This is a genomic window from Mucilaginibacter sp. P1_A3, assembly GCF_056406855.1.
In genome coordinates this window covers 1-26,004 of record NZ_JBFTZJ010000017.1, presented here as the reverse complement: position 1 = coordinate 26,004, position 26,004 = coordinate 1, and the positions used below count along the sequence as shown (strand labels likewise).

Sequence of the window (26,004 nt, the reverse complement as noted above, 5' to 3'; positions counted from 1 at the left end):
GCTAAAACCGGAAAGAGGTTAAAAAAGATCTTAAATAGAAAAGATGTAAAAAGGGTAAAAAACATCTTAAATAGAAAAGATGTGGCCCAGGGGCCACACCTTTTCATGTTAAACCGGATTTAAGCCGGGGTTTAAGCTTTTTATAAGCCAGATTTTAAGCTTTTTTATAAGCCGGGGTTTAAGCTTTTTAGGAAATACCCGGAGGTAAACCGCTACAACTTTGAATATCCGTTATTGAACCACTTGTTACTTGATAACCATAAGAACCGTCCGAATACCACGCATCAGCAACTAAATTAGTTCCTGTAGTATCTTTAACTACTGTTCCTATACGTGGGTTTGGGTCGCTGATCTTGTAATTAACAAATACTGAATGTCCATCGTGCGGGGCTGAACAACTTAAATATTTTGTTGAACCAGTTAGATAATAGTCATCATAAGTCATTGCAGATAATGAACTGGTAGTACCTGATGCAATAATAGTTGAACGGGTATCGGTTTGATACCAGTAATTATTATCACCATAATATGCATTTACATTTCTGGTGGCAAATCCCCCGGCATAGTTAAAAATGGTTGAACCACTATTCAATGTACCATCATTAGTAACAAAATTGGTTCTACCTGTTATTGAAGTAGCATCTTTGGGGTTATCTGAAAAACCTAAATTGAAGGTTGCACCCGTATATACACAGATTCCATTTGCGTTAGCTATAGTTTGACCAGAAGTTGAAGCTTCTGTTGCAGCCATACCATCAGCATCAGCCTGACTAACGAAGGATTGATACTTGTTAGAAGGTACTAAGTAATAACTGGCTTCCCCGGTGTACCCTGATGTTGAGCAATCATTCTTTTTAACAAATGAAGCATAGGTACTATTCCAGTAACCACCAAAAGCTACACCTGTATCTTTGATGTAAGCAGTTTGTAATTTGATCGTTGAAGGCTGACTACTGTTAGAATATTCAACTGATAACAGTTTAAAATAGTTGTGACCTAATACAGAATTGAAGTAAACAGGTCTGCGAAGGTCTAACTGTTGAATATCATTTTCATTCAAGTAAGCAGTGGTTTCAATTATCCGGGTGTTGCTATCTTGTAGTTCGGATAACTGATCTGCATAATACCTATCAATTAAATTCTTTTTGCCTGAACCATAATTTGCTAAGATTCCACCATTTGAATAAAACACTTCGTTAGGCTGACCAAAAGTTAAATCAACAAATTCACCATTACTTGATAAAGTAAATTCGTTTGCCTCCGGGTACTGGCTAAATGTATATCCGCTAACGTGTGCAGCATCAATTGAAGTAAAGTAATAAGTTTGGGTTGAAGCACTCAAATTCATCCTACCAATTTCATATGATGCAGCACAAGTTTTTAAGCCATTATAAAATAATACACGTGGAACTAAGGATTTAGCTTTTTTAGTATTATCTGTATTCAGTTCCCACAAAGAAGGTACATTTCGACCGTTGTAATAGCTTACCGGGGTTGAACCGAATATAAGTTCAATACTTTGATTTGTACCGTTTGTAGAGCCTGTAAGGGTTATGTTACCATAGGTATCACCATATTTATCTTTGTAGTATTTTGAATAAAAATCAGTATCATCTTTAAACTTAAATGAGTAAAGATTGAATATTTCAGATACAGGAGTTTGTGTAAAACTGGAATTATCTATTTTCTTAGTCCAATCCAAAGCACTATCAATTATCTTATCAGCGGTGAACATTGAATAATAATCATTGTACGGTGTGAAGATGATATTATGTGAATCTTCCGGGTCTGGATAAACATATAAATTGAACATCTGGATTATGCTTTTTAGATAATCAATCTGTTTTATCTTCTGGCTATTTTGACCAACTAAAACTGCACTATCACCAAAATTAAGTGTAACCTGTGAAGCTGTTATTGGACTACCAATTTGCATATCACCAGAATAAACAGTTACGGCAAATTCTGTATCAGTATCCATATCAGTTAAAAATGCAACCATAGCAATTTGCCCACCTGCATTAAATTGGTGTGATAATGTTTGAGTTAAAGTAAAAGGTGGATTTTGAACAGTTCCAAAACCTACTGTGAAATCCCTTGCATATTGTTTACTTACATCACCTATTGAAGTAAATTCAGCATTTGGGTTATCTCTATAGAGAACTTTAAAGGTTACTGTACCTTTTGCGCCTCCAAGCTGTGAAGCAATAAAACTTACTGTAGCCGTAATAGAACCATTAACCCCATTAATAAAACTTATCTTATTATCATTGGCTAAGATAGGGTTGATAATAGTTTGGTCATTTGCCCCGGTAACAATAGTATCAAAGTTTACTAAATGGTTATACTCAGTTCTTTTATTAGTATTATCATAAAAAGTTTGTCCTTTACCATTATAGGAAAAGGGATTTACAGTTTTTGATGTTTCAAATATTACACCGGGGGATTTTGAATAACTAAAAACAGAATCATTATTCGGGGTAATGGCTTTATTAAATTCATCCATAAACTCAGTTGAACCAGTAATGGTATAACGGTAGCTTCCGGTTAAACCTGTTTGGTTGAATATAGCATTGAAGTACTCATTAACATATAATGCAGGTCTAAGGTTAGAATAATCATATTTATTATCAAAAAGGGTATCATTGGTAACATTAGCGCCATAATCAATTAATGGATATACATATCCGTTACCACCAGTTGAACCAGTAACAGTAACATTATTTTTCTGATATACATTTGACCAACTATTTCTGATCGTGGACATATCATAAGTATGATTGAATTGGGTAAAAGTTAAATCTGATAACAATTTATCCTGTATCTTATTGAAAAAATCCAACATATAACCCTTAATAAGACATTTATAAGTTATGTTACCTATTGCATCACGATCAACTGAACTAAAATGAAGTTTCCCCACAAAAATTAACGTGGAATTTTCATATACCTGACAATCTATATCTTTTGTGATATTGAAATTGTATAGGAAGGGTAAATTAACAGAATCATCAACTACCCTGTTCAGGTTTGACAGGTTGCCAAATACCAAAGCATTGTTTTTACTATTCTTGAAAGTTATGTCTTTTGTAATTGAATCTTTTCTCTTTTCAATTGACCTAATATCAGCCACCTGAAAAATATTATTTAAGTCTATTCCTTCACAATCAAGAATAGCATAATTCCCGGTTGAACCAGTAGTAGAATCCAATAAATATATTTGAAAATTGTTATTTTGGGTCATTCTTTTTTTAAAGGAAATAGGAATCTTCATATATATTCCTATGTTTGTATAAAATATTAAGAAACTAAAAAACTAAACTTATATATTATGGCAAACAAAACAGAAGAAACAGCAATTGGTACAGTTGAAAGAGAATTAGCTGAATACACCAAACAAAAAGGCGAAGCTGAAACAGCATTGAAAGAAGAATTAGCTAAAGCTAAAACAGAATATGATGCATTAGTAAAAGAAATTACTGCAAAACATAATGTAGATGAATTAGCAGAAAAGATAAAAAGACATACCTATTTTGCTAAACTTTTGAAAGGTGAAATTGCTATACCTGATGATCTGAATGCAAAAAAAGGTAAAGCAGGTACATCAAGTTCAGCCCCGGCATCAGGAAAAGTTAGGGTTGATTGGTCTGGTAAGTGGGAAGCTGCTTTTTCAAAAGCCGGTAAAACTATTGCTGATGGTGTTACATTAGGTCAAATTAAACCTACATTATTTGAATTATTTCCATCATTTTCTACATTAAACCCCGGTACATTGAATGCTGCATTCAATGATTACAAAAAGAAACATAAAGCTTAATCTTACCCTTTTGATAAAACATAAAAGGCTACCCGGTTAAGGTAGCCTTTGTTATTTAGTGTGAATTCTGATTAACTTCTATAAACCTTATTCAGGGAGTTAAATACAATATCTGTTATGTTACTGTGTTTTGCTGCTATTGGGTGCACACCATCAGGAACACCAGATGGAGAGTTACAAAAAGCAACTGTATTCATATTGTAAGGAGTAAATCCGGTATCATTACGGGTATTGATTACACCAACACCGTATAATTCAGAGATAGTTTTGATAGCTGTAATATAATCTGCAAAGGCTAAACCAGTTGAAACGCTTACTTCCGGAATGCTGCTATCACCTCTGTGAAGTGGTAACATATGAAATATTTTTGCGTTCGGGTAACGGGTAATCATACTCTTATACAGATATTTTAACGCTCCATAGAAAGTAGTTTTTAAAGTATCGGCATCTGTTACAGCCCCTAATGGTACGTGTAAATAACCAAAGTCATTAGTACCTCCGAAAATCAAAATAATATCAGGGGTAAAACCACTGTTTAATGATTGCCACCTGCTATCTGTTACAAAAGGCAGTTGTGGGTCTGCTGCCGGGGATAATGAACCTATACCACTACCTGATATACCATTAACCAAAACGTTTACAGCGTAGGTATCTCTCAAACGTCCCCACCAGATAGTATTGCTATCAACACCTGTAATAACACCTGCTGTACTTATACTATCACCTATAATAGCTATATTCTTTCCTTTGATGTTATTTTCAAAGGTAATCCCGGAAACTGTTGCTGCTAAACTTTGAAATGAAGTAACAATATTAGAAGATTGCGGAATACTTAAACCACTTACCAAAACAGAACCATTTGCTACTGATGTTCCTGCACTGTTAAAAGGTGCTACACCATATTTCAAATTTTGTAAAGATGCACCAGAAGTTATTAAAGAAGCAGTAGTAGCCGAATAAGTTAAAACACCATCTGCATAAAGATTCAATACACCTCCGACAATCTGAACATTCACTCTTTTAGAAGATGCTACTGTTGGCTGTATACTACCGTTTATAGTAGTAAATGTATTTGCAGAAAGATTAACATTGACAACACGTCCAAAACAAGTTGGCGTATAAATACCCAATGCACATATATTGTTAGAATTTTGATAACCTAACACCAACCACATATTAGCGTGACCGCCCAAAAAGGTTAGATTAGCTGTTGGGTCAATATCCAAAGTTACTGCATCCCAATTCTTAGAAGTAACACCTGATACACTAATATTTCCAGTACTTGCAATTGAATAACTAAACGTAGGTGTTACCGCTGTTAAGTTTAAAGCATTAGTTGGAATAGGGCTATTACTGAAAACTAAAGTTCTGGTATCAAGTGTAGATGTTAATGAAGTAATTTGTGCGGTATGTCCAGAAGTTAAACCTGAAAGTGAATTAATATTAAATGTATTACCTGTAGTGACACCTGATAAAATATTAAAATTACTTGTTGTGATACCTGATAAACTATTTATTTGTGTGGTATGACCTGTCACCACCGCATTTATCGCTTCAACGTTAGTTTTTGTTAAAGTAGCTAAATCGGTAAAAGCCTGACCAACTACCGTTGCAGGGATTGATTTAGGGCTAACTGCTGATGTTATATTTTGAGTGATTCCACTATTAAATGTTGTAATATCCATTCTTATTTTTTATTAGGAAATAGGTATCACCAGAAATAAAACCTTTGTTAGAAACTTATACCAGTATCGTTTATAGTAAATGTTAATTCCAATCTTATTAAAGAAGTTGAATACCTTTTCTGTTGAACAGGATAGTTTAGATTAGTTACTGTTATTGGATAAAACATACCGTTTCTTAACTTGATAAATACCTTAGGACTTTTGATAAGTTCTTTTAACCATATAGATTCATTATCCCTTAGCGCATCACTAATTACTTTATAGGTTGATACAGATTTTACATTTATAATATCAGATTCGGAATTGAATACACCATTAACATTATCAGAATATACCCCGGAACTAAATGCAAAAGGATTTTTACTTATACTGGTTTTTGTAACATCAATAGCTTCACGTGGATTAAACATCATTAAAGAATCATAGCCCCCGGCCTGATTAGCAAACATTATCTGTACAGGTACATTTGCACATCCTGTATCCTTTAGAATATAAGTTCTTAAAATGCTTTTGGTATTGCCTGAAACATCAGTTAAGCCTACAGTGAAGTAATTGGTTGTATTGATCGAATAATTTGAGCCAAAAGGCACGTCGAACATATCACCAAATTCATTATCAGCTAAGTTAACCCCGTAATATGCATCAATAACCGAAGGGCTTATATCCGCTCTGGTTGCTCCTGATGTATGTCCTGATAAACTGTAGTTATGGCTACCTATAAGCACATTATTATTCCTGTAAAACTTAAAATTCAAATTACCGGCTATCCCATCATTTAAAAAGCTTAAATACTCCGTTGAAGTCCGGTATACGTTACTGATCTGCGGTTTATTGGTTAAAAAGTTGGCAGTTGAACCAGTAGTAGTAACCACAAAGTTTTTATAATCATACTGGCTAAAGCTGATCTTATCAACCAGAGCATTAAAACAGTAAAATAAGCCAGTTGTAGTAGTAACACCATCAACAATACCAGATGTGGTATAAAGCTTTTCAGTTACTTTAACTTTATAAGCCTGTAAAGTTTTGGGTGTAGCCTCTAAAATGTTAGCGGAAGGTAATAGTTGATAATCCACCACGTTTGTAAGTATCCCGGAAAGGTCGGTAAATGAACTGGTACGGTTTGCCGGGGTAGTGTACAGCCTTAAATTAGCTATTACGCTGTTGTCATCAGCTTGTACCTGTACCTGAAAAAACTGTATAGCGGTATTATCAGATGATACCTGAAATATAATCGGATTATTTACCGGGGTGTACTTTTGTGGGGTCTTGTTGAATGTAATCATCTATCCTTTTAGGATAGGAAATAGGCAGATGAAGCTTTAAATAAGTAAAAAGATGTAGATAAAGCTTCTATTTGTTTTTTTCAACATCATATCAACCAAGGATAATTAGTGGTAAATTTGTTTTTCAATTAATCCTTATCAATTTTCCAATTTAATGATGAAAAAATTCTTTAATAATATTTATGTATCTGGACTTATCATTGGTCTTGCAGTAGTTGTATTAACATCAACCAAAGACGCTTTAAATCATATACCTCTCTTTACAACTTTAAAAGGAATTATCACCACTACCTATAATATAATCATTACAATACTATTTTTTAAACTTACTGTATGGATGCTTCTAATTTTTATAATACTCATTCCTATAGGTATTTATATAATCAGTTTGAAAAAACATAAAAAGGTAGAAGTAATTATAAAGCCAGATTACTTAAATGATAAGGAAGTTGTTATAAAGGGATGGTTATGCAGTTGGAATTATAAAAATAACGGAAGAGGTTACCAATTTACTGATTTCAAATTTCGGTGTCCAAAAGACAGGTCTACGTTATTTTACAATCTAATCGGGTACGCTTGTCCTTTATGTAACAAACAATATGGAAAACCAATAAATGATTTATTACTTAGCCATACAGATGAAGTTAATATTATGATAGATTTAGCTAAAGATTATATAGCAAAGAAATACAATCTCGATGATTAATTACTTCTTATCATCTACCCTATCACCATACTTATTATAAATTTCTGTCTTTAGCTTCTGGATAACAAACCCTTTAGCTTTAGCTATTAAATCTTTTTTAAGCTGTTCCTTTTCTTCATCCCACTTGATAGCCGGGTGTGGTTTGATACCTTTGTTGAATACAGAATTTACCATCATCCAAGCTAACTGTTCCTGCTTTTTGTCTTCTGTAACTTCTTTAAATGGTGAAGCTTTACCATAGTATTTAGGGTTATCGACCATTCTTATATTGCGCTCTTGAATCCAAAGTAAGAACACTTGCATTGGCGGTTTTAGCGTACCATAAGAATAAGGGGTTTCATATAATTTTTCTTTAGCCCCGGAAATTCCTCTATACATATACAATAAATGCTGCGAACCTTTTATATGAATTTCATTTCCAGAAGATTCTAATGTTAGATTAGCAATCTTACCTGAGTTAACAAAGTTTGGTATTGAACTAATATTCTCTTTTACCCGTTCAATAAAAGCACCGCATACCGATTCTACAACACTTAGTTCTGTAGTAAATTCTGATTTTGCAACACCTAAGTTATCTAATGCTTTTGCGTTCGCCTGTGATAGATTCTGAGCCATCTAATGAGTTATTATTAATGTTTGATATACTTATATCGTTTATTATCTGAGTGCCTTAAAATGCTTTAAAATAGGTTTAATTCTTATAGATAGTTTTAAGTCTTTATGAACTGATCTTACCGTTACGGTTTTCTTCAACCTTCACCTGTTCTTTTAACAGAGTTGCTATATTGAATACAGCCATAACATTATCTTTCATTACATCCCAAAATGGTTGAAGGGTAAATTCTGATACAGATTTGGCTAACATAAAGTAGTTCCATCTATCGTTAAAGTCTGCTTCAATACTTTGCGATTCTTGAAGTATTGGGTCACTACTGGCTTTATCGCTTTCAGGAACATCTGAAACTTCTTTAAGTGTGAAGAACGCACCAAATGTTGTATATACTTTTCTGTGTTCTTCTTGACAGTAAAAAAACCTGCTATTACCTCCGGGATAGAAAGATTTAACATATAGTCTTCATTATGTTCTGCTTTTTGGGCAAATAAAGCTAACATAGTTGGTAAGTTATCTACTGCACTTGATAGGATACCATCTTCTGAGAAATCTAATTGTAGCTTCTGGAAGTGTACGAAGTTATCATAACTAAGTTCATCAAAGGTCTTAAACTGGATAGAAGATTTAACCGATTTAGGTACACTACCCAAAAAGCTTAGTTTCTCTATTAACAGATTAACTTCTTTCATTGACAGGGCTTCTATATCATCTATAGGTGTATCAGTTAACAGACTAATGATATTAACGTTCATATCCAAATCAGATAAATGTTTGATCGTGTATATATCAACATCAATATCTTCTTCATTATCGGCTTTATTTAGTACCGGGCTTAACTTGATATAATCCTTCAATTTAAGCTGTTCCCAACTTGAAGGGAGTTTACTTAATAGTTCTTTATAGTTCATTGTGTTGTTATTGTTATTGTTATTGTTATTGTTATTGTTGGGTTTAAGCTTTTTTAAGCGGTGTATAGTTTCCAATTGCTTAAACCTATAGCTTCATTCTTAAATTTATTGGCAAGGGCAATAGCCATTATCTGGTCATCTTTGAAGTTTTTTGAAGCCTGATAAGATATGTGATTTGTAGCATTATTATATCTATATTCAAACGTGTGCATCTCCCCGGCAACTGATAACGGGTATTTAATATTTCCCTGTTCAACATCCTTTATCAACTGAATAAGTAATAAGGGTTTACTGGAAGTAGTAAATTTGAATCCTTGCAAATTTTGAACAGACATCAAGAACAGTTCTTCTTCTAAAACTTCACCTACTCCGGTGTTATCCATTACCTTTAATATGTTGGCAGGTAGATTAGCAATCTTTTCTTTGATCTGCCAATACGGGGCCTGAAACCTATCCAGATAACAAACGTGGTTATCCTTATCAACCCCGATAATAACAGTCCAATCACCGTTTTCACCTTTACCACGTGCTATATCAATACCGTAGCAGATAGCAGGGTTATTAGATAGTTCAGCTATGTTAGCATTGATGTTATCTGTTCCAAATGGGTTATCAGCATTAGCCATTTCTTCGGCTAAAAACTCTTGTGCAAATACAGCCTTTGGCATTTCTCTGCGCTTCTGTTCAATGTATTCTGCTGATAGATGTGGGTTATCGTAACAGGTAAAATGCCAACTTTGATAACCCGGCTCACCTTCAACACCCTTAGTATACAGGCTATGAAAATAACCTTTACCACGTGGTGAACTAAGAAATATAATATCACCATTGTACCGGGCTAATGTTGGTGATATATGTTCGTTATAACTTTCTTCCAAATCCGGGTAAAACGCTGCTTCATCCACTAATACCAGATGTAAAGTATTACCCCTGATAGTATCTGTTGCTATACCTGAATAGAACTGTATTTTACCCCCGTTAAATAATTCAATTGATAGGGATGAACTGTTTTGCCTTTTAATTAGTTGAGGCGGTATAAGGGCTAATAATTCGTTATAGAAGGTTTTACTTAGATCAAACTTATGGCAGAAGTAAGCAACTTTTTTACCTTCAATCATATAACGCAAAGCAATACACTTAGCCAGATAGGACTTCCCGCTCTGACGGCCACAACTGAGCACCTTTATCTTTGCTTTGCTGTTCCAAATTGCTTGTTGCTTCTTGTGAAGTTTGGGTAGGTTTAATTCAATATTTAAGTCCAAAAACTGTTTTTGTCCCTAATTTTTGTCCCTTTCTTTGTTTTCAGTTAATTAAGGCATAAACCGTATAAATAACCTATTTAAAAGGTGCAGGTATTAGGATTAACCTGTCTTGTAATTATCCCTTTTCAGGGTTTCGGTATAGTTAATTTACTTGCCGATATATCATTTCGTTACCTAAATTGTTACCTACGATCTATAAACCACCTTCAATATAGTTTAAAGGGGCTTTACAGGTTAGTAACGTAGTAGCTAAACAGGTTTAATCTTCTGAATCCGGGTCTGAATCCGGGTCTGAATCATTACCAGTATCAACAAAGTTTATGTTAACGTTGTATTTAACCTCACCAGATAGTGTAGTATCATTTTCGTTCTTAGCCAATGTTGGCATAACATACTTAGCTACCCCGGTTAATATCTGCCATTGTTTAAATTCTGGCATCAATAACAAGTCATCAGCCAATTCATCAACCTTATCTGCTAATACCTTCTGGATAGCTTCCCTGATTTCCTGTGTAGTCTTATTCTTTACCCCCGGCTTTCTTCCTGAATTAACTGGTTTGGGGTCGCCTATCTTAAATTTTGCCATTCGCTATTCTATCACTATTTATAAATAGGTAATAAGATATATGTGCGATAAAAAAGAAAGAGGTTGATTAGTTTTTCGTGGAATTTCAGTCAGACTTAATTGATTTCAATTCGGTTTTCACTACCTTTTTATTGGAATTGTATTAATTAATTATTCTCATATATTTACTGTAACATTTTGAAGGCTTTACCGACCGCTTGATTTAGGATTCTTTTTACCTAACGTTATTAAAATGACAATAATTCCAATTAAGATAAAATCATATAAACATTTAATCTCTATAATTGGCCTTTCAGGTTTAACTACTTTAAAAATTGAATGTGAAGAAATAAATAAAGAACATAATCTCAATTTAAATACTCCATCACCGGAAAAATTCAATTTTAAAATAAAGGTCTATCAACTTCCAGAATACTTTTCTATACAAGTAGAAAACGCAAATAACATCTGGTATTTTATTAAAAAATAAACTTCAACTTTTAGGGCATTCTATAAAGTAAGGGACTATTTATCTATAAACGATAAATGGCAAAACTTACAAAACAAGAAATTAAAGAACACAATATTGCAGTTGAACTTCTACAAAAAGATAAATTAACATTTGAAGAAAAGCTTATAGTCTTTGAAAAATGGAATGAAGGTGCTACATCAGTTAATAGTGAAGCAGGTGCATTCTTTACACCCCACGATTTAGCCAGAGATTTTAGCCTGAACATATATGATAAAGCAAAAACTATTGATCTATGTGCAGGTATAGGTATGTTAGCTTTTGTTGCTTATCACTACCGGGACTGTACAGATATAACCTGTGTAGAACTAAATCCTACCTATTATGAAATAGGTAAAAAGCTGTTACCGGAAGCTAAGTGGGTATTAGGTAGCATCTTTGATTACAAAGATTTTGGTCATTTCGATCAAGTAATATCAAACCCACCTTTCGGTAAAATCAAAACGGGATTAGATAAAGAGGTTCAAAAGGACTTAAATTACAAGGGGGCAGAATTTGATCTTATCACAATTGAAATTGGTTCAAAGATTGCTGATTATGGATGTTTTATCTTACCCCAACAATCAACACCTTTTAAATACTCCGGGGCTGAACACTTTATGGATTTAAGAGAACAGTCAAAAGGATATAACCCCTACGGTTTATCTGTACCATCAAAGGTTCAGAAATTTATAAAAGAAACAGGATTTGATTATCAGTTCAATATCGGAATTGATACAAGTGTTTACCGTGACCAGTGGCGGGGTGTTTCACCTATTTGTGAGATAGTGGATTTTTATTTCAATGATAAGGGATAATGTAAACATCCCCTCCCGGAGGCAGCGTTCCGGGGTGTGGATTAGGGAAAATAAGTATAAATATCCAAAGGATAGCCAACAAAGAACCCATTAGGGAAATGGCAAACCAAAATATTTTATCCTCTTCGTTCAATTGCATAACCTAAAGTTAAATAATAATTGATAAATAAAAAAGGCTAACCAATAACGGTTAACCTCTTCTAATGCATATATAAAAACCCCGGCTTTACTGCTGACCGGGAAACAGCTTATTTTGTTTTAATACCCGGAATCTTTACAGCTAATAATGCTTTAACCGATAATAACCCGGAAGCTGCTGCTGATGCTTCTGATATAGGGATTAATACTGTTCCTACATAGGGAACATAGATCAAAGATTCAGGTATAGATTTAATCATAGAGCATTCAACCTTATAAGAAAATTCATTTCCGTTACCACTTCTTGTAACAGTTAGATTTGCTCTTACTTTATCTAAGTATTTATTTATTACAGAATATACTACTGTTGTATCATCATAACCATCTTCACGTTTTGATATTTTAGAATTAACAAAGTCTATAATTTCTTTTGTTACATCACCCGGAACTGAAAAAAAATCACTATCACCAGTATATTCTTTATATGTTACTATATAATCAGTTACGTTATCTTTTTTTGTTTGCAGATATGAAATCATTAAACCTATACCTGTTGCCTGTAATACAGCCTCTATCAATTTATTTATCATAATTTAAATTCTTTTGAAGTCTGGAAATTTCCGTTTAGAAGTAATATCTTTTTCTGTAATATAAACCTTTAACGGTTCATCATTAACCTGAACTAAATCATCTGATTCTAACAAATCTTGAATAGCTTCAACGTGTTTATTTATTAAATCAATGTGACCTTTGTTTAAAGTAACATTCAAAACAATATTTTCTTTTTCAACCGGGGCTGAACTAATATCTTCTTCTTTAACTGTAGATTCCAATTCCTGATTCTTAGTTTCCAGTTGTTTAACCTGTTTGCTAAGGTTTAGAATTATATCATAAAGAATATCTATTGATAAACTTACATCAGAACCTTTTTTAGTTTCCTGTTTAGCCATATTGTAAATATCATCAATGGCCCGATCACAATAGATTTTTATATTATCAGTATTAGATTCTTTTTCAACTTCTTCTTTTGTTGATTTACCTTTATTTACTTTTCCCATCTTATTTATTTGTTTTTACTACCTTCCGAAAAGTAATTGACTGCTCATCATTTGTAAATTCATTAATTTTTAGTTCAATTTCACCTGCACTAAATTGTTTATTTAAAATCTCTAAGTATGCTTTAGTTACTAAGAATCTTGTTTCATCTTCTAACTGTTTTGCTTTATAATTTAAAGAATTTAAGTATGCTTCATTTTCCCTTATTTGATCTTTATACATTTTATTGAAATTTTCTTTCTCAATTTTTTTCAACTCATATTGTTCGTAATAAGTTAAATTTACCTTTTGTTCTTTGTTCATAATCTTTATTTTTTAAATGCTTCTTCCGGTAATGTTATTTTATAGTTTACCTTATCATTATCAGTAATTATTTCTACAGTTAATGCAGATTTAATTTTTTCTATGTATGCTATAACATCCATATAAACCTTCGGGTTATCAGTTTTATAATCTTTTTCCAACTTAGACATCACAAAGAAAATATCTTCTAATGTGATATTCTTTTGTGTACCGGGTACAGCACAACCTTCTAAACAATACCAAGGGTTCTCCCACCCAACAAATTGTACTGATTTTGAAGTTAAGTATTTAAGACCTCCAAAACTTACTTCTTCGTTAGTTTCTAAAATTTCTTTATTCTCTCTTTTAGATATTAAATTAGCCTGTTGGTTAACAAAATAGTCTTTGATAAATTCATCATTAGCAAAGCCATTAGTGACAACCCTTCCACAGTAATATTTAGCAGGATTAGTTTTCATATAAGCATCTATCATATTCAATAATTCTGTTTTATCCTTGTTGAATATTGATGAATAAACATCTAAAGAAAATTCACCCAATATAGGCAAACGTTCATCAGCTATATTTAATGAAATTCTATAATCTTCACCAACAAAAATATCTAAATATGTTTTTTTGACTTCAAGACTATACTGAAATCTAATTTTTATTTCTTCTTCGTTATACATAATTTTGTTTCTTTCTTATAAATAGTCTCTACATTTAGAAAGTGCCCATTTATTTTAATATTTTTATTAATTATTTTTATTGAACTTAAATCTATTCTGTATGTGAATGATTTAATTCTGTTATCATACCCCGCCAGACCTATAAACTTAACTTCTGGTAGCTGCAAATCATTACTCCATACTATATTAAAAGATATTAAATCAACATAGYGTGCTTTAAGAATAAATGAATTTTCACCTACTCTTTTGAAATTATACATATTGCTTAAATGGTTCTGCATTATTTTTTTTGTGATTCTCTTTGGTAGTAACTATAAATAATGGTTAACAACTCCCCGCAAGGGCAAGACCAACACCACGTTCTTTCAGGGGTTACAATTTTGGCTAATTCTTTAATTATATTCATATCTGCACCAGAAGCATTAGCTTCTTTATACTGCATCCACTGCTTTAGCATTGGCAATATTTCTTCAATTTTTGATAGTATTTCTGCTTTAGTCATTTTGATAATCCTTTATTTTATTCTTTAGCTTTAGTAGTTGAAAACATTTTTCATAATCTTCTTTTTGTTCTAAGAAGCTAATCAACTGTGTTAAGTAATTGATAAATATTTGATAATCCCCCGCTTCCCCTATTTGTTCCAAAAACCCTGCATAAACGTTGTTTATGGCATTCTCATCATTACTATACTTAGTTATAATTAAAGCAGTTTCTACATTTAATTTATTAAATAAGAAGGTATATACTTTATCTGTCATTACTTTATATTCAGTGCCTTAATTCTTTTGAGTAAAATCCTGCGCTGCGCTGTATACTGCTGCTCAGAAAATTTTAACTTTTTCATTTTATCCTTCCGGGTTAATTCTTCATTCCACATAACATCAAAGATTTCATTCTCTGACTTTGTTAGTTTAGCCTTTATCTGCTCCAAGGGGGTTAAGCCTTTATTTAAATCCATATTCTTTATTTTGTTAAGGATGTAATCCCGGTATTCTTTATAAGCCTTTGTTGGCTTCGTTTTATAGAAAGTTTTAGTTCCATCTTCCCAAAGTGTTTTAACAAATTCAGTTTCATCTTCGGTTAACCTTTGAAAGATCGCTTCTACCCTATTAACTGAGTAATCCCTATCAGTAAAGTATTCACCATCTGATATAGGTATGCCCCGGTAATCTTCATCACTCCCTGATTCATTATATGTATCTGTAGGAGAAATATAATCATCAGAAAAATAATTACTCCCGAAAATCAATTTAGAACCAAATGAATTGTTAGGACTTTTCGGTGCTTTATACCTTGATCCTTCATCAATCTTAAATTTAGATTTTGAAGCCTTTTTTATTTTTTTTGGTTCTGTTACTGTAGAACCAGAAGTAATTTTAGGTTGTTTCTTATCACCATATTGCCGTTTAAGAATAGTAACAGCTAACGCTTCAATTGATTTGGGATTTTCATCATAAGCTTTTACCAATTTTTCAGCATCGAATTTTGATAATTGATATAACGTATTTAAATACATTTCTTCTGCTACCTTAGTACTTCTACTAACCCTTAACTTTCCTTTATAATGCCCATCTGTTTTAACTTTAAGTACACCGCTATTGAAGAAGTTTGTTAAGATTTCATCTTTTCTTTTTTCGTAATCCACTCCGGTTATTTAAAACTTACAGGCAGGCTATTAAACCACCTATTAAACGCTACAGCAAAGAAAGATGAAGCTAATGGTACTAAGACCAGTTGAAAGGTTAAAGTGCCTGTAATGGCTACTATTACCATATAGATAACTCCAAACCACCACCCTAAACATAAAGCACAGTTAAAGGGTTTTCTTTCCAGATTCAACTTTTGCAGAATCCAGAGATAAGCCGGGTTAATTAATAAACCATTAACCGCCAAGGCTATTATTAAAGCTGTTGCTATCATTTTTTAGAATATCTCTTTTTTTGTGCTAAACTCATTTTTAGTTTTGTTTCTTCTGAAACAATCTTTCCCTTGTTACCTAAGCTTATTTTCAGTTTTGTTTCTTCTGAAACAATCTTTAAACTCAATTTAAGTTTTGTTTCTTCGCTACGCCTCCTGCCTAATTTAGCCAAGCGCATTTTCAGTTTTGTTTCTTCTGAAATAATCTTTCCCTTATTACCTAAGCAAATTTTCAGTTTTGTTTCTTCGCTACACCGCTTGCCTAATTTAGCCAAGCGCATTTTCAGTTTTGTTTCTTCGCCAACTTTAAACCCTTTTATACGTCCCATTATCGATGTAATCCCTTCAATTTTTTGTTACTATTTCTTTTTATCATTCTATAGTAATTGTTATATTTTTTACCTGTCATATTATACTACTCTTTTTAATCTTTGGAAGCCTACTTTTTCAATTGGACTTGCTTCTTTTATTGGAATCAGAATCATAGCTTTCCACTTACCACCCAAGTCTTCTGTTGAAGATTTTGGACACCACACGTTTTTAATTTCATAAGTACTTATAGGTAGCTTAGACAAATTATAAACCTTAGTCTGATCTATATAAACGTTAAAATAAAATATTGGTAGATCACCGTTATTCTTAGAAATTTCTTTTAGATTTTCATACTTCATTACCTCTAAGTATGCTGTATCGTGGGTATCGTGATAATCTCCCCGGATTTTAATTTCTCCCAAGAACGGCCCGGAAGAAGTTTGCCCGGATACGTCCCAAACTGCTTTATCTTTAAGTGGTGAATAATCCCAATTTTGTTTTGGATAAAGTTGTTGAATATATCCCCGGCCTCTAATCTCTGTTCTATCGTAATCTGATAATATAGCTTCCATTATACCAACTCCTTTACTTCTTCGCTCAATAGGCTTATTCCTGCTATCAGGCTGTACATATCATCTTCAATGGGTTGTACTGTCATTTCACGTGTATTTACCTTATAAGCCCCGGTTGTGGTTTGAATTAAAAGGTGGTTATTAATTTCTATAATATTCATTTTGTTTCTTGTATAATTATAAATACACAGTCATTTGAAAGAAGACCATTTTTTTGAAAATAAATTTTTTGTTAAAGCAAACAGAAATTAGGATTATATATATACAGTTATCAAAGGAGTGGTAATTAATTACTATTAAACCCTGAGAACATTAATAATGGATTACGAAATAATTCTCAAAACAATCGTATCACTTACTCCGGTTCTAACTATCATATATAATGTGTGGGAGAAAAAATCAACTAAAAAATCCCGTAGTGTAGCTACAGGCCGAAAGGTTAAGAAAGGTATTAAGAAAGGTGTTTACATGCCCCGGAGGGGCTTAAAGGGTTAAGTTAATATCTTAACCCGGAGTAAGGATAAATTTAGCTTTTACGGTTTATACCCTGTTGAAACATTAGGGCTTCAATATCTGCCTTTAGCCGATACTTTGCGGTAATTGAATAGTAGTTACCATAAGTGATTACATTGCTAACCACCGGGACGTAATGAACCAGTAACAGGGCTTTAAGCCTCTTTTCAGATATTTGAAAATTTTTCAAAATATCGGTTTGTGAGTAATAAGAATCCCTGTCAAACATTATCAATAATTGATATAAGTAAATTTACTTATTGGTGCATACTCCGGGGTATAATCATTGGTTTGGGGCTGATCTATTTTCGGTTTATCCATCATAGCAATAATCAAAAGGATTGCAGCTACAATAAGGAGGTTGATAATTTGTTTCATCTGGTCATTATATTTAAAAACATCCATCGATCTATTTGGTTAATAAAGTGGTATCTGGCTTTGAAAACGGGCTTATAAGCGGTAACTTCTGTTTAGGCGAAATTTCACCGCCTTTGCTGCAAGAGGTTATAATTATTGTTACCAGTGCAATCAGGGTAAGGTTCATTAGGTTTTTCATATCTTTTTATTTTTTAGTTTTTCTTATTTTGTCAATGAGGTAAAACTGATATAGAACATATATCATTACAGCTATCAGGGCTATAAATTCAGTACTATCCTTCCAGTTATCAAACCAAATCTTACCAGACATACATTTTAAAGTTTATCAAAGTTAGGCATATATGCCTAAATAAACAAGTAGGTTAATATCAATTTTTGTTCAATGGCAAATCCACGTGAAACAAAAGGTATAAAAACAGTTGGTGCTAACATCAGGAAGTACCGGAAGCTGCAACACCTAAGTCAACAAGATTTAGCTAATCTTCTTGATACCGACCTATCACAGGTTAACCGAATTGAATTAGGTAAGATCAATACTACAGTATCAATGCTTTATGCTATAGCCGAAATCCTAAAAGTAGAACCGTATAAATTCTTTAATGAAGATTAAACCCCACACCGGGTTACAGATGCAGGGCTTTAAATTTCTTTAGGTAGTTCTTTTAGCTTTGGTAACATAACCTGTTTCCGGGTCTTTGATGTAAATTTCTTCTACCGTTTCAGATGTTAGTCTATGCAGATAAACGTGTGTTACCTTGTTTTGATCGTGAATAGTATTTTCATATTTTAAACTTTTTGTTGTACCATCTTTCCGAGGTTCTGGAAATTCTGTTAATACTATTTTACGTGCATTAGGTGTTTCACCTATTTTTATATTTTGTAAATGTAATTTTACAGCTTGTTTTAATTCGTCCGGGGATAGTGCTTTTACTTTATCTGAAATTATCATATAGTTTTAATTTAAAGGTTAAGAGAACCCCGGATACCTACACCGGGGGTTTTAAAAGTAGTTTGTAGGGGTTTAAAACTGTCTTAGAATATCGTTTCCAATCCCGGTAATTGCCTTAGTATTAAATGTGCCTAATTCAATTGCTTCTTTAACCAAAGCAATATAAAAACCTTGCGCTTCTTCCAAATCCTTGAAGTTGAAATCATACTGATAGTTTCCTTCAACTCTGATGAACTGACTAAATTTTACTTTTGGGTCAATACCTAATACCTCAAAATGTACTTTACCAATTGGTGTTCCCAATTCTCTTTCCAAATTATTAGTTTGCTACCAGATTTAAATTATCAATGTTACTTTGATAACTATTAAGTTCTTTTTGTAGGAAATCCAAATTGAAAGATATAGGATTCTTCGTTTGTAGATTATATCCTATTAATAGATGTGCAAGTTTTAACTTACTTCTATTCAATCCAACACCTGCTAATGATGAAATAATAAACTTTATTTGTTTTGGTGCTTGTATTAACACAAAATACCCTCCTGTTTCAAGTATAATATATACTTTATAGCCATTTGCTAACGTATCAGGGGAGATTGTGAAAGATTCAATATCGACTACACATTGATTAGCTTCCAGATAAATCTGTAACGCTTTAATTGATTGTTCCTTCAATTGGTTATCATTTGTAATAACTTCAAGCTGATTAATAATTTCTTTTTCTGTTGGGAAACCAGTAGTACCTTGTACTATAGTTTCATTGTTTGTTGGTTTTTGCATTATTTTATATTTTGTTTCTTTATTATAAATACTCTGTTACTTTTTTAAATGCCCTAAAAACTAAATTTATTTTTTTAGGAAATTTTTCTTTCTAATAAGAAATGGGAAACTTCCGCTTCCCATTCCTAACGTCAACCGCTGACATTCTTCTTTATATATCACCCTCACCAATCCATCAATCTATAACCAGTTATACCACTTGTAGATTATGATGCAAATATAGAATAAATTTTTGGTTCTGCAACAATTTATTGAAAATATATTGAATATAGATATTTATAGATCAATTAGTTACAGGTAAAGTTTATTATACCTATCTATAATTTTTCTTATCCTTTTTAGGCTGCAATTTCGGTATCCAAAACACCTGTAAGTGTTACCTTCTTTTGATTTGAATCTATTTCAAAATTTAGTATCCAAACGTCAGTAACAAATGTTTCTTCACCTTGATACCCTTCTGCAATTAATGTTTTTAGTTTTCTTTCAATTTGGAACCTCTCCAAGTGATCTACCAATTGGGTAGCACGTTGAAATCTGGTGTAATTGAACATTACATAATCATCCATACTTTTCATATCAGTATTAATTTTTAAAGGTTCTGGTTTAACCTCCGGTTTAGGCTCCGGGCTTAAATTCAATCTTTCATGGCCTCCGGCCATTGTCGCCACTTCTTTAACTTCTTTTTCCATTTTATTAGTTTTTATCATTTTATTATTTTCATTTAATTCTGCAACATAATTTTTAAACTCTCCCCAATATTTTTCTACAGTTTTTTTAGATATTGGAAAATTCTTATGTATTACAGTTTGACCAATTTTACCAAACCGTTCAAAATCCCACTCTTCAATTATATTGTATAGTTTAGTTTTACTTTCATCTGTCTTTTTTGCATTCATTAGTTCCCGGCACTTTGCTAATTTCTGTTCACGTGTTAATTCAGAAAAAGGTGCAAATACGATCTTCCGGGGTTTCCAATTATATATTGGCTTTAAAGTTCCGTCCTGTTTTTGCTTGAACACACTTTTTACAATACGTTTGATTTGTGCCTTATCTACAGGCTCTTCACACATCTTGATATTTATCTTAATAAGTATATTTTCAGCCCCCGCTGCATTCAATAAAGGATTCAACCAGACTAAATTATTGGTATACCCTAACAAGTGTGCATTACGATTAGCTTTGATCTTTTTAAACGGCACCCAACATTTAATTAATGCAAATCCATTCCAATCAACTGTGTAATCACCATCGATATACATTTCATTCAGGTTATTGAATCTGATAGTTCTGTTTCCTTCACTTAATAATTCCACCCCGTCTATGGTATATGCTTCTTCTCTTTCTTCTATTACCATAGAGAGGGGGGAAAAATCAAAAGAAGGAAAAGAATCATTATCAACTATGGAATCAAAAACAAAAGAATCATAATTGATAAAAATATTAGGGTCAAAAGATAAAACATTGAACTGTGTTATCTTCTTTGCACCAGAATCATAATAATTGATTAATCCTAATTCATTAAGAATAGCAGAATAGGTAGAATCATAGTTTGATATTGATAAACCATTAACCTGAACTAAAATTGAATATCCCTTACCACCAAAAGATTTGTAGTAAGCAAAGATTTTTGATTTATCTAAAAGATCAATATTGAAAGTTAAATCATCAATATCAATATATAGTAAACCAGTAGCCCCGGAAATATTGGAATTTGATTTTTTTGTTTGAAACGTGAAATTATAGGTAATAGCAGGTACAGTAGCTTTTAAGCTATCATAAATTTTTGAACCTTTACCAAAATTTCGTGCTTGTAAAATTATTTGTGTGAACTCTGATTTCTTAATCAGGTTAAACCATTCTTTGATGGTGGTGTAGTTTTGTACTGTTGGAGTATATATATTATCATATACATTTAACTGTTGTGTCATTGTTAATCATACTTGCTTTGCTCATTGTTTAATCTTCCTGTGAAAGAAGCAAAGGGGTAGGTTAAGCTTTAACAATGCAAAACAGCTTAACCTATCACATCCCCAGTATATTTATAAATACATTCATAATTTAAAAAGTTACCTTTTATTTGAAAATATATTTTGTTATTTTTTTATTAGCTAAAAGATTAAGAAGAATAATGTTTAAACTATATATCTTAAACCCTTTAAAGCAAATATAGTGCAGCTTTTTCCGTTGTCAAGTGTTGGAGGTAACTATATTTTCAGCACTAATATTTTTGAAAATTTTTCAAATTCCCTGCGTATGTACTGCTATATGTACTTCAACACCCCGGAAGGGTATTTTATCTATAATTTACCCAAAACTGGAAGGTTATGATTGTTCAACCCTTTGCCGGGGACGGCATTCTATTATGAAATAAGGGTTTTGAAGCATTGAAAAGAAAGAAAATTATTCAATTTTTGATTTTAACCTATTTTAAAGCCTTTTAAGCTTATTTTGATCTTCAATGATATAGTTATCATAAAAGTTATAATTCTTTATCTGGTAAGAGATATTAAAGCCTGAAAGGTGTCATAATACCTTCTGATAAAAACTAAATTTATTTTTTCTCTGAACATTTTCTTCATTAAAGAAATAATCTTCAATCTGGTTTAACCATGCACGAAGTGCATTTTAAATAGATTAACCACGCTTTTGAAAAATTTTCAATTCTGCCAAAAGATTAAATATATAGGTCTTCAATCTATAAAGTAAAATAAACTTTACCAATATTGAATCTACAAGTAAATTAAACTTTACCAGTTGAAATAATTATCAATTCTATATTGCAGATTCCAGAAATATTTATTATAGCATTTTTCAATTTCAGTGGTTTTTCTGTTAAATTTTCTTTATTTTTGCTTTTAATATGAAAAGTGAAAACGATGTAAAAGTATTAGATTCTACAGGTGTTGAAATTGAATCAATCCGAAATTTATTTAAGCAAAGAACCCAAATCAGAAATAATGATTATGCAAGGAATAATATAAGCATAGGTTATCAACAAAAGCAAAAATCATTTATTCAAAATGATAAAATTGTTAATCAGAAAAGTTCTGATACCCACATTATAGTTTCCAAAGATCAATTGGAGTTAATTAAAAATATTCAGGCTTTATCAGGGATGATAAACACCCTTCAAGAGGTCAAAGAAGACGTACAATTCATTAAATCCATTTACACCACTGATTCTACCAGTAACAAGAAAAAAGCTGTTATATCAAAGGAAGAACAGAAATTAAATCTTAAATCCATATTGTTAAAGATTCCTAAAGCTAAAGCTAAGGTTTAAGAATCCTTTCAATTACCTTTTTTATAAGCCTGAGAAATCAGGCTTTTTTTATACCCTATTTTTTCAAAATTAAATTTCCTTACAGGTTAGGGTAAACAGAACCAGTAAAAAACCTTGTTTTTGATATAATCAGGGCTGTTTTCAATCTTTTTCAGGGGTTATTTAAGGGAACAAAATAGGGAACAAAATGGGTAAAAAAGGGCTATTTTTTGGTACTTTAAAAAAATAAAAAGTGCTTTTTTGATATTGTTAGGGCACTTTTCAATTTTTTTACTTACCATTACGCTCACTTTTTACTAACCAATGCTGCATCTTACTTTAAATATGTATACCGTAAAGATGTTAAAAAGCTGCGATAAGTTAAGGGGACTTTTGTAAAAAGATGGCGATGTAGAAGATTTGAAGTACAGTCTATTTCACGAATTTGAGAACACCAATACCCGTTCTGCCATTTTTAAATTCTACGTAACAAAGAAAGGCTAACAACCAGTAATTACCAATATTACTGCTTGATTTTCGCGTGCCGGGGAGCTATTTATATTTACATATATTTCGGCTGTTATATATTTGTATTCATTATTTACGTAATTTTCAGGCAATCTTGTCTTAAGATTAAGGTCGAATTTAAAAAACGAGTAATTAACCCTCTTGATATTAAATATTTAAATCAAACCCCACCTTATATTATGATCTATAAAGTTCTGTCAAAAGTCGAACGGATTTGTGCTAAATATCAGGGGAAAGGCTGGGGTGCATCTACAATTACCCAGGAAATTAACAGTGTATCAAAGTTTTTAAACAAGCCAAAACTTGCCATTGATATTGGCGGTAATGTTGGAGAGTACGCGGATCAATTAAGACAAAAGTTCGCCAATCTTGAAATCCATCTGTTTGAACCATCATTAACCAATTACGATAAACTGGCAGACAGGTTTAATAAACACGAAAATGTCATCATTAACAGAATGGCCGTATCTGATCATAGCGGATCATCGGAGCTTTTTTCGAACGAGGCAGGCTCGGGGTTAGCCAGTTTAACCAAAAGACGGCTCGACCACTTTGGCCTCGATTTCAATATTTCGGAAACGGTTGAAACAATCAAATTTGAAGATTACTGGAAATCAAATCTTGCTATGCGGGAAATTGATTTAATTAAAATTGACGTAGAAGGACAGGAACTTAAGGTATTAAATGGTTTAGGAGAATCAATATCCAAAACTAAATTAATTCAGTTTGAGTTTGGAGGCTGCAATATCGACTCCAAAACTTATTTCCAGGATTTTTGGTACTTTTTCAAGGAGCATTCATTTAAAATTTACCGCATCACTCCCATCGGGCTTGAGCATATTCGGCAATACAATGAATATGATGAATATTTTATGACCACCAATTTCCTTTGTACAAATAATCAGCAGTAATGTGGCCCTTTACTGGAAAGAGTACCTATTTTTAGATTATTGCATACTTTGCGTTTTTGAAGCGCCGGGAAACTAAGGATACAGAACTTAAAACTGTTTTTACTACTATTCCAATAACCTATATCGCATATCATGAAAAAGATTATTGCTATACTACTTTTTGTTTTTACCGTAACAACCATAAAAGCTCAACATCATTTTGAAAAGGTGGATGACTGGTTGACAGCTAATGCAGAAAAAATGGGAGGCCGGTGTATCCTGATGGTTTATAAGGATGGAAAAGTAATTTACACCAGGGCGAAGGAAGACATGAGCATGAAGCAAAGGTTTGCCACCAAAATGATAGCCCGCAAAATGGGCAAAACACCAAACCTGGACGGTTTTGTCCCCGCCACCAAAATACCGGTAGCCAGCTGCAGCAAATGGCTTAGCGCCGCTTTAGTAATGACCTTTGTAGATGAAGGTAAATTAAAGCTTACCGACACCGTTGGCAAATACCTGCCCGTACTTTCAAAAAGCGGCAAGGGTAGTATTACCATCAGTGAATGCCTGTCGCACCTCACTGGGGTAAAGGCCCCGCCCATAAAGGAAAGTTTGCAGGAAATGAAGAACATCCACAGCATGGATGAGGCCATTCAAAACATAGCCGATATGCCTGTGGAAGGTAAACCCGGAGCCATGTTCAGGTACAGCAATGTAGGTTTGCAGATTGCCGCAGCTGTTATTGAAAAAATAAGTGGTAAGAATTTTGAGACTCTGTTTGCCGACCGCATTGCCGGCCCATGTGGTATGGTCAATACCGATTTCGGGAAAGGCCCGGTAGCATTTCCGGCAGGAGGAGCATTAAGTACCACTGCCGATTACCTTAACTTTTTGGTGATGATACTTAATAAAGGATCATTTAATGGAAAACGCATACTGAGTGAAAAAAGCGTAAACGAAATGCAGGTTGACAGGATAACCCCATCGGTAAAAGTCGCCTACGCTCCGGAAGAAGCGGGCAATGCCGGATATGGTTTTGGCGAATGGGTTTTAAAAGCATCAGGTCCGCAAAACCCAACCCCTGCTATCAGCAGTCCCGGTTTATTCGGCAGCTTCCCCTGGATAAATAACGACAAGCATTATGCCGCTTTTTTAATGTGTTTTTACATTAAAAATGAGGGCAGGCATGAACGATATTACGCGTTAAAGCAGCTGGTGGATGAGGCGTTATGAAAAATCAACCAAAGCCTCAATTATTCCATATTTATCGACATAAACAAAAGTATCGTCATTGCTGTAAAGGTCAACTAATTCGGTAACAGAATTAGCTTTAAGGAATAAAGCTAAATGTTATGCGAAACATTAACAATGACCTTACATTAAAGCGGAACTACCTGAATAAGTATCGTTTTCTAATTACAGAATATGAGCAGGTAAAACGCGGAGAGCACTCCATTTTTAGGTTTGCCAAGGATTTCTATTCAGCACATGATACTGATCCCCGAAGTTTCTTAAAGTATTACAATTTATTTGATCCCCGAAGTTTCTTAAAGTATTACAATTTATTTAAAC

Annotated in this window: 34 protein-coding genes; 8 read left to right on the top strand and 26 right to left on the bottom strand. The window is 32.8% G+C overall.

The window, feature by feature from the left end; all coding sequences use genetic code 11:
- Window positions 1-187: 187 nt before the first annotated feature.
- A complete protein-coding gene (locus tag AC1D0K_RS28545; protein WP_477463140.1) occupies window positions 188-3,274 on the bottom strand; it encodes a DUF5977 domain-containing protein in 3,087 nt (1,028 codons plus the stop codon).
- Window positions 3,275-3,331: 57 nt separating this feature from the next.
- Between AC1D0K_RS28545 and AC1D0K_RS28540 the strand changes: the two genes are divergently transcribed.
- Window positions 3,332-3,817 (top strand): hypothetical protein, encoded by a 486-nt coding sequence (locus AC1D0K_RS28540; RefSeq protein ID WP_477391751.1) that lies wholly within the window; start codon window positions 3,332-3,334, stop codon window positions 3,815-3,817.
- A 71-nt stretch (window positions 3,818-3,888) separates the two neighbouring features.
- Here the strand turns inward: AC1D0K_RS28540 and AC1D0K_RS28535 are convergent, their stop codons facing one another.
- A complete protein-coding gene (locus AC1D0K_RS28535) occupies window positions 3,889-5,502 on the bottom strand; it encodes an SGNH/GDSL hydrolase family protein (protein ID WP_477391750.1) in 1,614 nt (537 codons plus the stop codon).
- 47 nt (window positions 5,503-5,549) lie between these two features.
- On the bottom strand, window positions 5,550-6,785 hold the full coding sequence (locus AC1D0K_RS28530) for a hypothetical protein (RefSeq protein ID WP_477463139.1): 1,236 nt from the start codon (window positions 6,783-6,785) through the stop codon (window positions 5,550-5,552).
- Window positions 6,786-6,939: 154 nt separating this feature from the next.
- On the opposite strand from AC1D0K_RS28530, the gene AC1D0K_RS28525 reads away from it, so the two are divergent.
- Window positions 6,940-7,491 carry a hypothetical protein gene (locus AC1D0K_RS28525; protein WP_477443629.1) on the top strand — a complete coding sequence of 184 codons (552 nt, stop codon included), beginning with the start codon at window positions 6,940-6,942 and terminating at the stop codon, window positions 7,489-7,491.
- Here AC1D0K_RS28525 and AC1D0K_RS28520 read toward each other — a convergent pair whose 3' ends face one another.
- The 5 genes from AC1D0K_RS28520 to AC1D0K_RS28500 all read right to left on the bottom strand — a co-directional run bounded on the left by AC1D0K_RS28520 (window position 7,492) and on the right by AC1D0K_RS28500 (window position 10,860).
- A complete protein-coding gene (locus AC1D0K_RS28520) occupies window positions 7,492-8,106 on the bottom strand; it encodes a hypothetical protein (protein ID WP_477443631.1) in 615 nt (204 codons plus the stop codon). It lies immediately after the preceding gene.
- A gap of 103 nt (window positions 8,107-8,209) precedes the next feature.
- Window positions 8,210-8,356, bottom strand: a complete 147-nt coding sequence (locus AC1D0K_RS28515; protein ID WP_477463138.1) for a hypothetical protein — start codon at window positions 8,354-8,356, stop codon at window positions 8,210-8,212.
- The gene (locus AC1D0K_RS28510; protein ID WP_477463137.1) at window positions 8,350-9,087 is read right to left on the bottom strand and encodes a hypothetical protein; all 738 of its coding nucleotides are present in this window, start codon (window positions 9,085-9,087) and stop codon (window positions 8,350-8,352) included. The genes AC1D0K_RS28515 and AC1D0K_RS28510 overlap by 7 nt, the downstream gene beginning before the upstream one ends.
- The gene (locus tag AC1D0K_RS28505; protein ID WP_477463143.1) at window positions 9,066-10,193 is read right to left on the bottom strand and encodes a terminase large subunit domain-containing protein; all 1,128 of its coding nucleotides are present in this window, start codon (window positions 10,191-10,193) and stop codon (window positions 9,066-9,068) included. The genes AC1D0K_RS28510 and AC1D0K_RS28505 overlap by 22 nt, the downstream gene beginning before the upstream one ends.
- 340 nt (window positions 10,194-10,533) lie before the next feature.
- Complete coding sequence (locus AC1D0K_RS28500; RefSeq protein WP_477443633.1) at window positions 10,534-10,860, bottom strand: hypothetical protein; 327 nt, start codon at window positions 10,858-10,860, stop codon at window positions 10,534-10,536.
- A 525-nt stretch (window positions 10,861-11,385) separates the two neighbouring features.
- Here AC1D0K_RS28500 and AC1D0K_RS28495 point away from each other — a divergent pair.
- Entirely contained in the window at window positions 11,386-12,165 is a 780-nt protein-coding gene (locus AC1D0K_RS28495) for a methyltransferase (RefSeq protein ID WP_477399106.1), read from the top strand.
- Here AC1D0K_RS28495 and AC1D0K_RS28490 read toward each other — a convergent pair.
- The 14 genes from AC1D0K_RS28490 to AC1D0K_RS28425 all read right to left on the bottom strand — a co-directional run bounded on the left by AC1D0K_RS28490 (window position 12,149) and on the right by AC1D0K_RS28425 (window position 18,332).
- Window positions 12,149-12,304 carry a hypothetical protein gene (locus AC1D0K_RS28490; RefSeq protein ID WP_477399104.1) on the bottom strand — a complete coding sequence of 52 codons (156 nt, stop codon included), beginning with the start codon at window positions 12,302-12,304 and terminating at the stop codon, window positions 12,149-12,151. The genes AC1D0K_RS28495 and AC1D0K_RS28490 overlap by 17 nt on opposite strands.
- 109 nt (window positions 12,305-12,413) lie before the next feature.
- On the bottom strand, window positions 12,414-12,893 hold the full coding sequence (locus AC1D0K_RS28485) for a hypothetical protein (protein WP_477399102.1): 480 nt from the start codon (window positions 12,891-12,893) through the stop codon (window positions 12,414-12,416).
- A 3-nt stretch (window positions 12,894-12,896) separates the two neighbouring features.
- Window positions 12,897-13,361, bottom strand: coding sequence for a hypothetical protein (locus AC1D0K_RS28480; RefSeq protein WP_477399100.1), 465 nt, complete (start codon window positions 13,359-13,361; stop codon window positions 12,897-12,899).
- A 1-nt stretch (window position 13,362) separates the two neighbouring features.
- Window positions 13,363-13,662, bottom strand: coding sequence for a hypothetical protein (locus AC1D0K_RS28475; protein ID WP_477399098.1), 300 nt, complete (start codon window positions 13,660-13,662; stop codon window positions 13,363-13,365).
- 5 nt (window positions 13,663-13,667) lie between these two features.
- Window positions 13,668-14,330: a hypothetical protein gene (locus AC1D0K_RS28470; protein WP_477399096.1), complete on the bottom strand. Its 663-nt coding sequence runs from the start codon at window positions 14,328-14,330 to the stop codon at window positions 13,668-13,670.
- A gap of 280 nt (window positions 14,331-14,610) precedes the next feature.
- The gene (locus AC1D0K_RS28465) at window positions 14,611-14,832 is read right to left on the bottom strand and encodes a hypothetical protein (RefSeq protein ID WP_477399094.1); all 222 of its coding nucleotides are present in this window, start codon (window positions 14,830-14,832) and stop codon (window positions 14,611-14,613) included.
- Window positions 14,825-15,088: a hypothetical protein gene (locus AC1D0K_RS28460; protein WP_477399092.1), complete on the bottom strand. Its 264-nt coding sequence runs from the start codon at window positions 15,086-15,088 to the stop codon at window positions 14,825-14,827. Before AC1D0K_RS28460 ends, AC1D0K_RS28465 begins: the two co-directional genes overlap by 8 nt.
- Window positions 15,088-15,975: a hypothetical protein gene (locus AC1D0K_RS28455; protein WP_477399090.1), complete on the bottom strand. Its 888-nt coding sequence runs from the start codon at window positions 15,973-15,975 to the stop codon at window positions 15,088-15,090. The genes AC1D0K_RS28460 and AC1D0K_RS28455 overlap by 1 nt, the downstream gene beginning before the upstream one ends.
- Before the next feature lie 5 nt (window positions 15,976-15,980).
- Window positions 15,981-16,250 carry a hypothetical protein gene (locus tag AC1D0K_RS28450; protein WP_477399088.1) on the bottom strand — a complete coding sequence of 90 codons (270 nt, stop codon included), beginning with the start codon at window positions 16,248-16,250 and terminating at the stop codon, window positions 15,981-15,983.
- Complete coding sequence (locus tag AC1D0K_RS28445) at window positions 16,247-16,576, bottom strand: NUMOD3 domain-containing DNA-binding protein (protein ID WP_477399086.1); 330 nt, start codon at window positions 16,574-16,576, stop codon at window positions 16,247-16,249. The genes AC1D0K_RS28450 and AC1D0K_RS28445 overlap by 4 nt, the downstream gene beginning before the upstream one ends.
- A gap of 81 nt (window positions 16,577-16,657) precedes the next feature.
- The gene (locus AC1D0K_RS28440) at window positions 16,658-17,131 is read right to left on the bottom strand and encodes a hypothetical protein (RefSeq protein ID WP_477399084.1); all 474 of its coding nucleotides are present in this window, start codon (window positions 17,129-17,131) and stop codon (window positions 16,658-16,660) included.
- The gene (locus AC1D0K_RS28435) at window positions 17,131-17,292 is read right to left on the bottom strand and encodes a hypothetical protein (RefSeq protein ID WP_477399082.1); all 162 of its coding nucleotides are present in this window, start codon (window positions 17,290-17,292) and stop codon (window positions 17,131-17,133) included. Before AC1D0K_RS28435 ends, AC1D0K_RS28440 begins: the two co-directional genes overlap by 1 nt.
- 583 nt (window positions 17,293-17,875) lie before the next feature.
- Entirely contained in the window at window positions 17,876-18,049 is a 174-nt protein-coding gene (locus AC1D0K_RS28430) for a hypothetical protein (protein WP_477399078.1), read from the bottom strand.
- A gap of 157 nt (window positions 18,050-18,206) precedes the next feature.
- Window positions 18,207-18,332 (bottom strand): hypothetical protein, encoded by a 126-nt coding sequence (locus AC1D0K_RS28425; protein ID WP_477443331.1) that lies wholly within the window; start codon window positions 18,330-18,332, stop codon window positions 18,207-18,209.
- Window positions 18,333-18,404: 72 nt separating this feature from the next.
- Here AC1D0K_RS28425 and AC1D0K_RS28420 point away from each other — a divergent pair, with 72 nt between their 5' ends.
- Complete coding sequence (locus AC1D0K_RS28420; RefSeq protein WP_477399076.1) at window positions 18,405-18,632, top strand: helix-turn-helix domain-containing protein; 228 nt, start codon at window positions 18,405-18,407, stop codon at window positions 18,630-18,632.
- A gap of 39 nt (window positions 18,633-18,671) precedes the next feature.
- On the opposite strand, the gene AC1D0K_RS28415 is transcribed toward AC1D0K_RS28420, so the two are convergent.
- From AC1D0K_RS28415 to AC1D0K_RS28400, 4 genes are all read right to left on the bottom strand, one after another.
- Window positions 18,672-18,971 carry a hypothetical protein gene (locus tag AC1D0K_RS28415; protein ID WP_477399074.1) on the bottom strand — a complete coding sequence of 100 codons (300 nt, stop codon included), beginning with the start codon at window positions 18,969-18,971 and terminating at the stop codon, window positions 18,672-18,674.
- A gap of 72 nt (window positions 18,972-19,043) precedes the next feature.
- Entirely contained in the window at window positions 19,044-19,286 is a 243-nt protein-coding gene (locus AC1D0K_RS28410) for a hypothetical protein (RefSeq protein ID WP_477443329.1), read from the bottom strand.
- Between the two features lie 4 nt (window positions 19,287-19,290).
- The gene (locus tag AC1D0K_RS28405; protein ID WP_477399912.1) at window positions 19,291-19,749 is read right to left on the bottom strand and encodes a hypothetical protein; all 459 of its coding nucleotides are present in this window, start codon (window positions 19,747-19,749) and stop codon (window positions 19,291-19,293) included.
- Window positions 19,750-20,087: 338 nt separating this feature from the next.
- Window positions 20,088-21,677, bottom strand: coding sequence for a hypothetical protein (locus AC1D0K_RS28400; RefSeq protein WP_477443327.1), 1,590 nt, complete (start codon window positions 21,675-21,677; stop codon window positions 20,088-20,090).
- Between the two features lie 932 nt (window positions 21,678-22,609).
- On the opposite strand from AC1D0K_RS28400, the gene AC1D0K_RS28395 reads away from it, so the two are divergent.
- The 4 genes from AC1D0K_RS28395 to AC1D0K_RS28380 form a co-directional block, all read left to right on the top strand.
- Window positions 22,610-23,032 carry a hypothetical protein gene (locus AC1D0K_RS28395; RefSeq protein ID WP_477399738.1) on the top strand — a complete coding sequence of 141 codons (423 nt, stop codon included), beginning with the start codon at window positions 22,610-22,612 and terminating at the stop codon, window positions 23,030-23,032.
- 686 nt (window positions 23,033-23,718) lie between these two features.
- Window positions 23,719-24,450, top strand: a complete 732-nt coding sequence (locus tag AC1D0K_RS28390) for an FkbM family methyltransferase (RefSeq protein ID WP_477399740.1) — start codon at window positions 23,719-23,721, stop codon at window positions 24,448-24,450.
- Window positions 24,451-24,582: 132 nt separating this feature from the next.
- A complete protein-coding gene (locus AC1D0K_RS28385; RefSeq protein WP_477399742.1) occupies window positions 24,583-25,665 on the top strand; it encodes a serine hydrolase domain-containing protein in 1,083 nt (360 codons plus the stop codon).
- A 119-nt stretch (window positions 25,666-25,784) separates the two neighbouring features.
- The coding region (locus AC1D0K_RS28380; RefSeq protein WP_477463136.1) for a hypothetical protein at window positions 25,785-26,004 on the top strand (220 nt) is incomplete at its 3' end.

What these genes read in the sequence shown, in the direction of transcription:
- AC1D0K_RS28470 (WP_477399096.1), bottom strand. Translation starts at nt 14,330, where the DNA reads ATGTATAACGAAGAAGAAATAAAAATTAGATTTCAGTATAGTCTTGAA.
- AC1D0K_RS28530 (WP_477463139.1), bottom strand. Translation starts at nt 6,785, where the DNA reads ATGATTACATTCAACAAGACCCCACAAAAGTACACCCCGGTAAATAAT.
- AC1D0K_RS28450 (WP_477399088.1), bottom strand. Translation starts at nt 16,250, where the DNA reads ATGATAGCAACAGCTTTAATAATAGCCTTGGCGGTTAATGGTTTATTA.
- AC1D0K_RS28500 (WP_477443633.1), bottom strand. Translation starts at nt 10,860, where the DNA reads ATGGCAAAATTTAAGATAGGCGACCCCAAACCAGTTAATTCAGGAAGA.
- AC1D0K_RS28395 (WP_477399738.1), top strand. Translation starts at nt 22,610, where the DNA reads ATGAAAAGTGAAAACGATGTAAAAGTATTAGATTCTACAGGTGTTGAA.
- AC1D0K_RS28435 (WP_477399082.1), bottom strand. Translation starts at nt 17,292, where the DNA reads ATGAATATTATAGAAATTAATAACCACCTTTTAATTCAAACCACAACC.
- AC1D0K_RS28445 (WP_477399086.1), bottom strand. Translation starts at nt 16,576, where the DNA reads ATGGGACGTATAAAAGGGTTTAAAGTTGGCGAAGAAACAAAACTGAAA.
- AC1D0K_RS28460 (WP_477399092.1), bottom strand. Translation starts at nt 15,088, where the DNA reads ATGACAGATAAAGTATATACCTTCTTATTTAATAAATTAAATGTAGAA.
- AC1D0K_RS28400 (WP_477443327.1), bottom strand. Translation starts at nt 21,677, where the DNA reads ATGACACAACAGTTAAATGTATATGATAATATATATACTCCAACAGTA.
- AC1D0K_RS28490 (WP_477399104.1), bottom strand. Translation starts at nt 12,304, where the DNA reads ATGCAATTGAACGAAGAGGATAAAATATTTTGGTTTGCCATTTCCCTA.
- AC1D0K_RS28540 (WP_477391751.1), top strand. Translation starts at nt 3,332, where the DNA reads ATGGCAAACAAAACAGAAGAAACAGCAATTGGTACAGTTGAAAGAGAA.
- AC1D0K_RS28425 (WP_477443331.1), bottom strand. Translation starts at nt 18,332, where the DNA reads ATGTCTGGTAAGATTTGGTTTGATAACTGGAAGGATAGTACTGAATTT.
- AC1D0K_RS28520 (WP_477443631.1), bottom strand. Translation starts at nt 8,106, where the DNA reads ATGGCTCAGAATCTATCACAGGCGAACGCAAAAGCATTAGATAACTTA.
- AC1D0K_RS28485 (WP_477399102.1), bottom strand. Translation starts at nt 12,893, where the DNA reads ATGATAAATAAATTGATAGAGGCTGTATTACAGGCAACAGGTATAGGT.
- AC1D0K_RS28430 (WP_477399078.1), bottom strand. Translation starts at nt 18,049, where the DNA reads ATGGATGTTTTTAAATATAATGACCAGATGAAACAAATTATCAACCTC.
- AC1D0K_RS28495 (WP_477399106.1), top strand. Translation starts at nt 11,386, where the DNA reads ATGGCAAAACTTACAAAACAAGAAATTAAAGAACACAATATTGCAGTT.
- AC1D0K_RS28440 (WP_477399084.1), bottom strand. Translation starts at nt 17,131, where the DNA reads ATGGAAGCTATATTATCAGATTACGATAGAACAGAGATTAGAGGCCGG.
- AC1D0K_RS28420 (WP_477399076.1), top strand. Translation starts at nt 18,405, where the DNA reads ATGGCAAATCCACGTGAAACAAAAGGTATAAAAACAGTTGGTGCTAAC.
- AC1D0K_RS28385 (WP_477399742.1), top strand. Translation starts at nt 24,583, where the DNA reads ATGAAAAAGATTATTGCTATACTACTTTTTGTTTTTACCGTAACAACC.
- AC1D0K_RS28465 (WP_477399094.1), bottom strand. Translation starts at nt 14,832, where the DNA reads ATGACTAAAGCAGAAATACTATCAAAAATTGAAGAAATATTGCCAATG.
- AC1D0K_RS28545 (WP_477463140.1), bottom strand. Translation starts at nt 3,274, where the DNA reads ATGAAGATTCCTATTTCCTTTAAAAAAAGAATGACCCAAAATAACAAT.
- AC1D0K_RS28535 (WP_477391750.1), bottom strand. Translation starts at nt 5,502, where the DNA reads ATGGATATTACAACATTTAATAGTGGAATCACTCAAAATATAACATCA.
- AC1D0K_RS28390 (WP_477399740.1), top strand. Translation starts at nt 23,719, where the DNA reads ATGATCTATAAAGTTCTGTCAAAAGTCGAACGGATTTGTGCTAAATAT.
- AC1D0K_RS28475 (WP_477399098.1), bottom strand. Translation starts at nt 13,662, where the DNA reads ATGAACAAAGAACAAAAGGTAAATTTAACTTATTACGAACAATATGAG.
- AC1D0K_RS28515 (WP_477463138.1), bottom strand. Translation starts at nt 8,356, where the DNA reads ATGTTAGCCAAATCTGTATCAGAATTTACCCTTCAACCATTTTGGGAT.
- AC1D0K_RS28480 (WP_477399100.1), bottom strand. Translation starts at nt 13,361, where the DNA reads ATGGGAAAAGTAAATAAAGGTAAATCAACAAAAGAAGAAGTTGAAAAA.
- AC1D0K_RS28405 (WP_477399912.1), bottom strand. Translation starts at nt 19,749, where the DNA reads ATGCAAAAACCAACAAACAATGAAACTATAGTACAAGGTACTACTGGT.
- AC1D0K_RS28525 (WP_477443629.1), top strand. Translation starts at nt 6,940, where the DNA reads ATGATGAAAAAATTCTTTAATAATATTTATGTATCTGGACTTATCATT.
- AC1D0K_RS28415 (WP_477399074.1), bottom strand. Translation starts at nt 18,971, where the DNA reads ATGATAATTTCAGATAAAGTAAAAGCACTATCCCCGGACGAATTAAAA.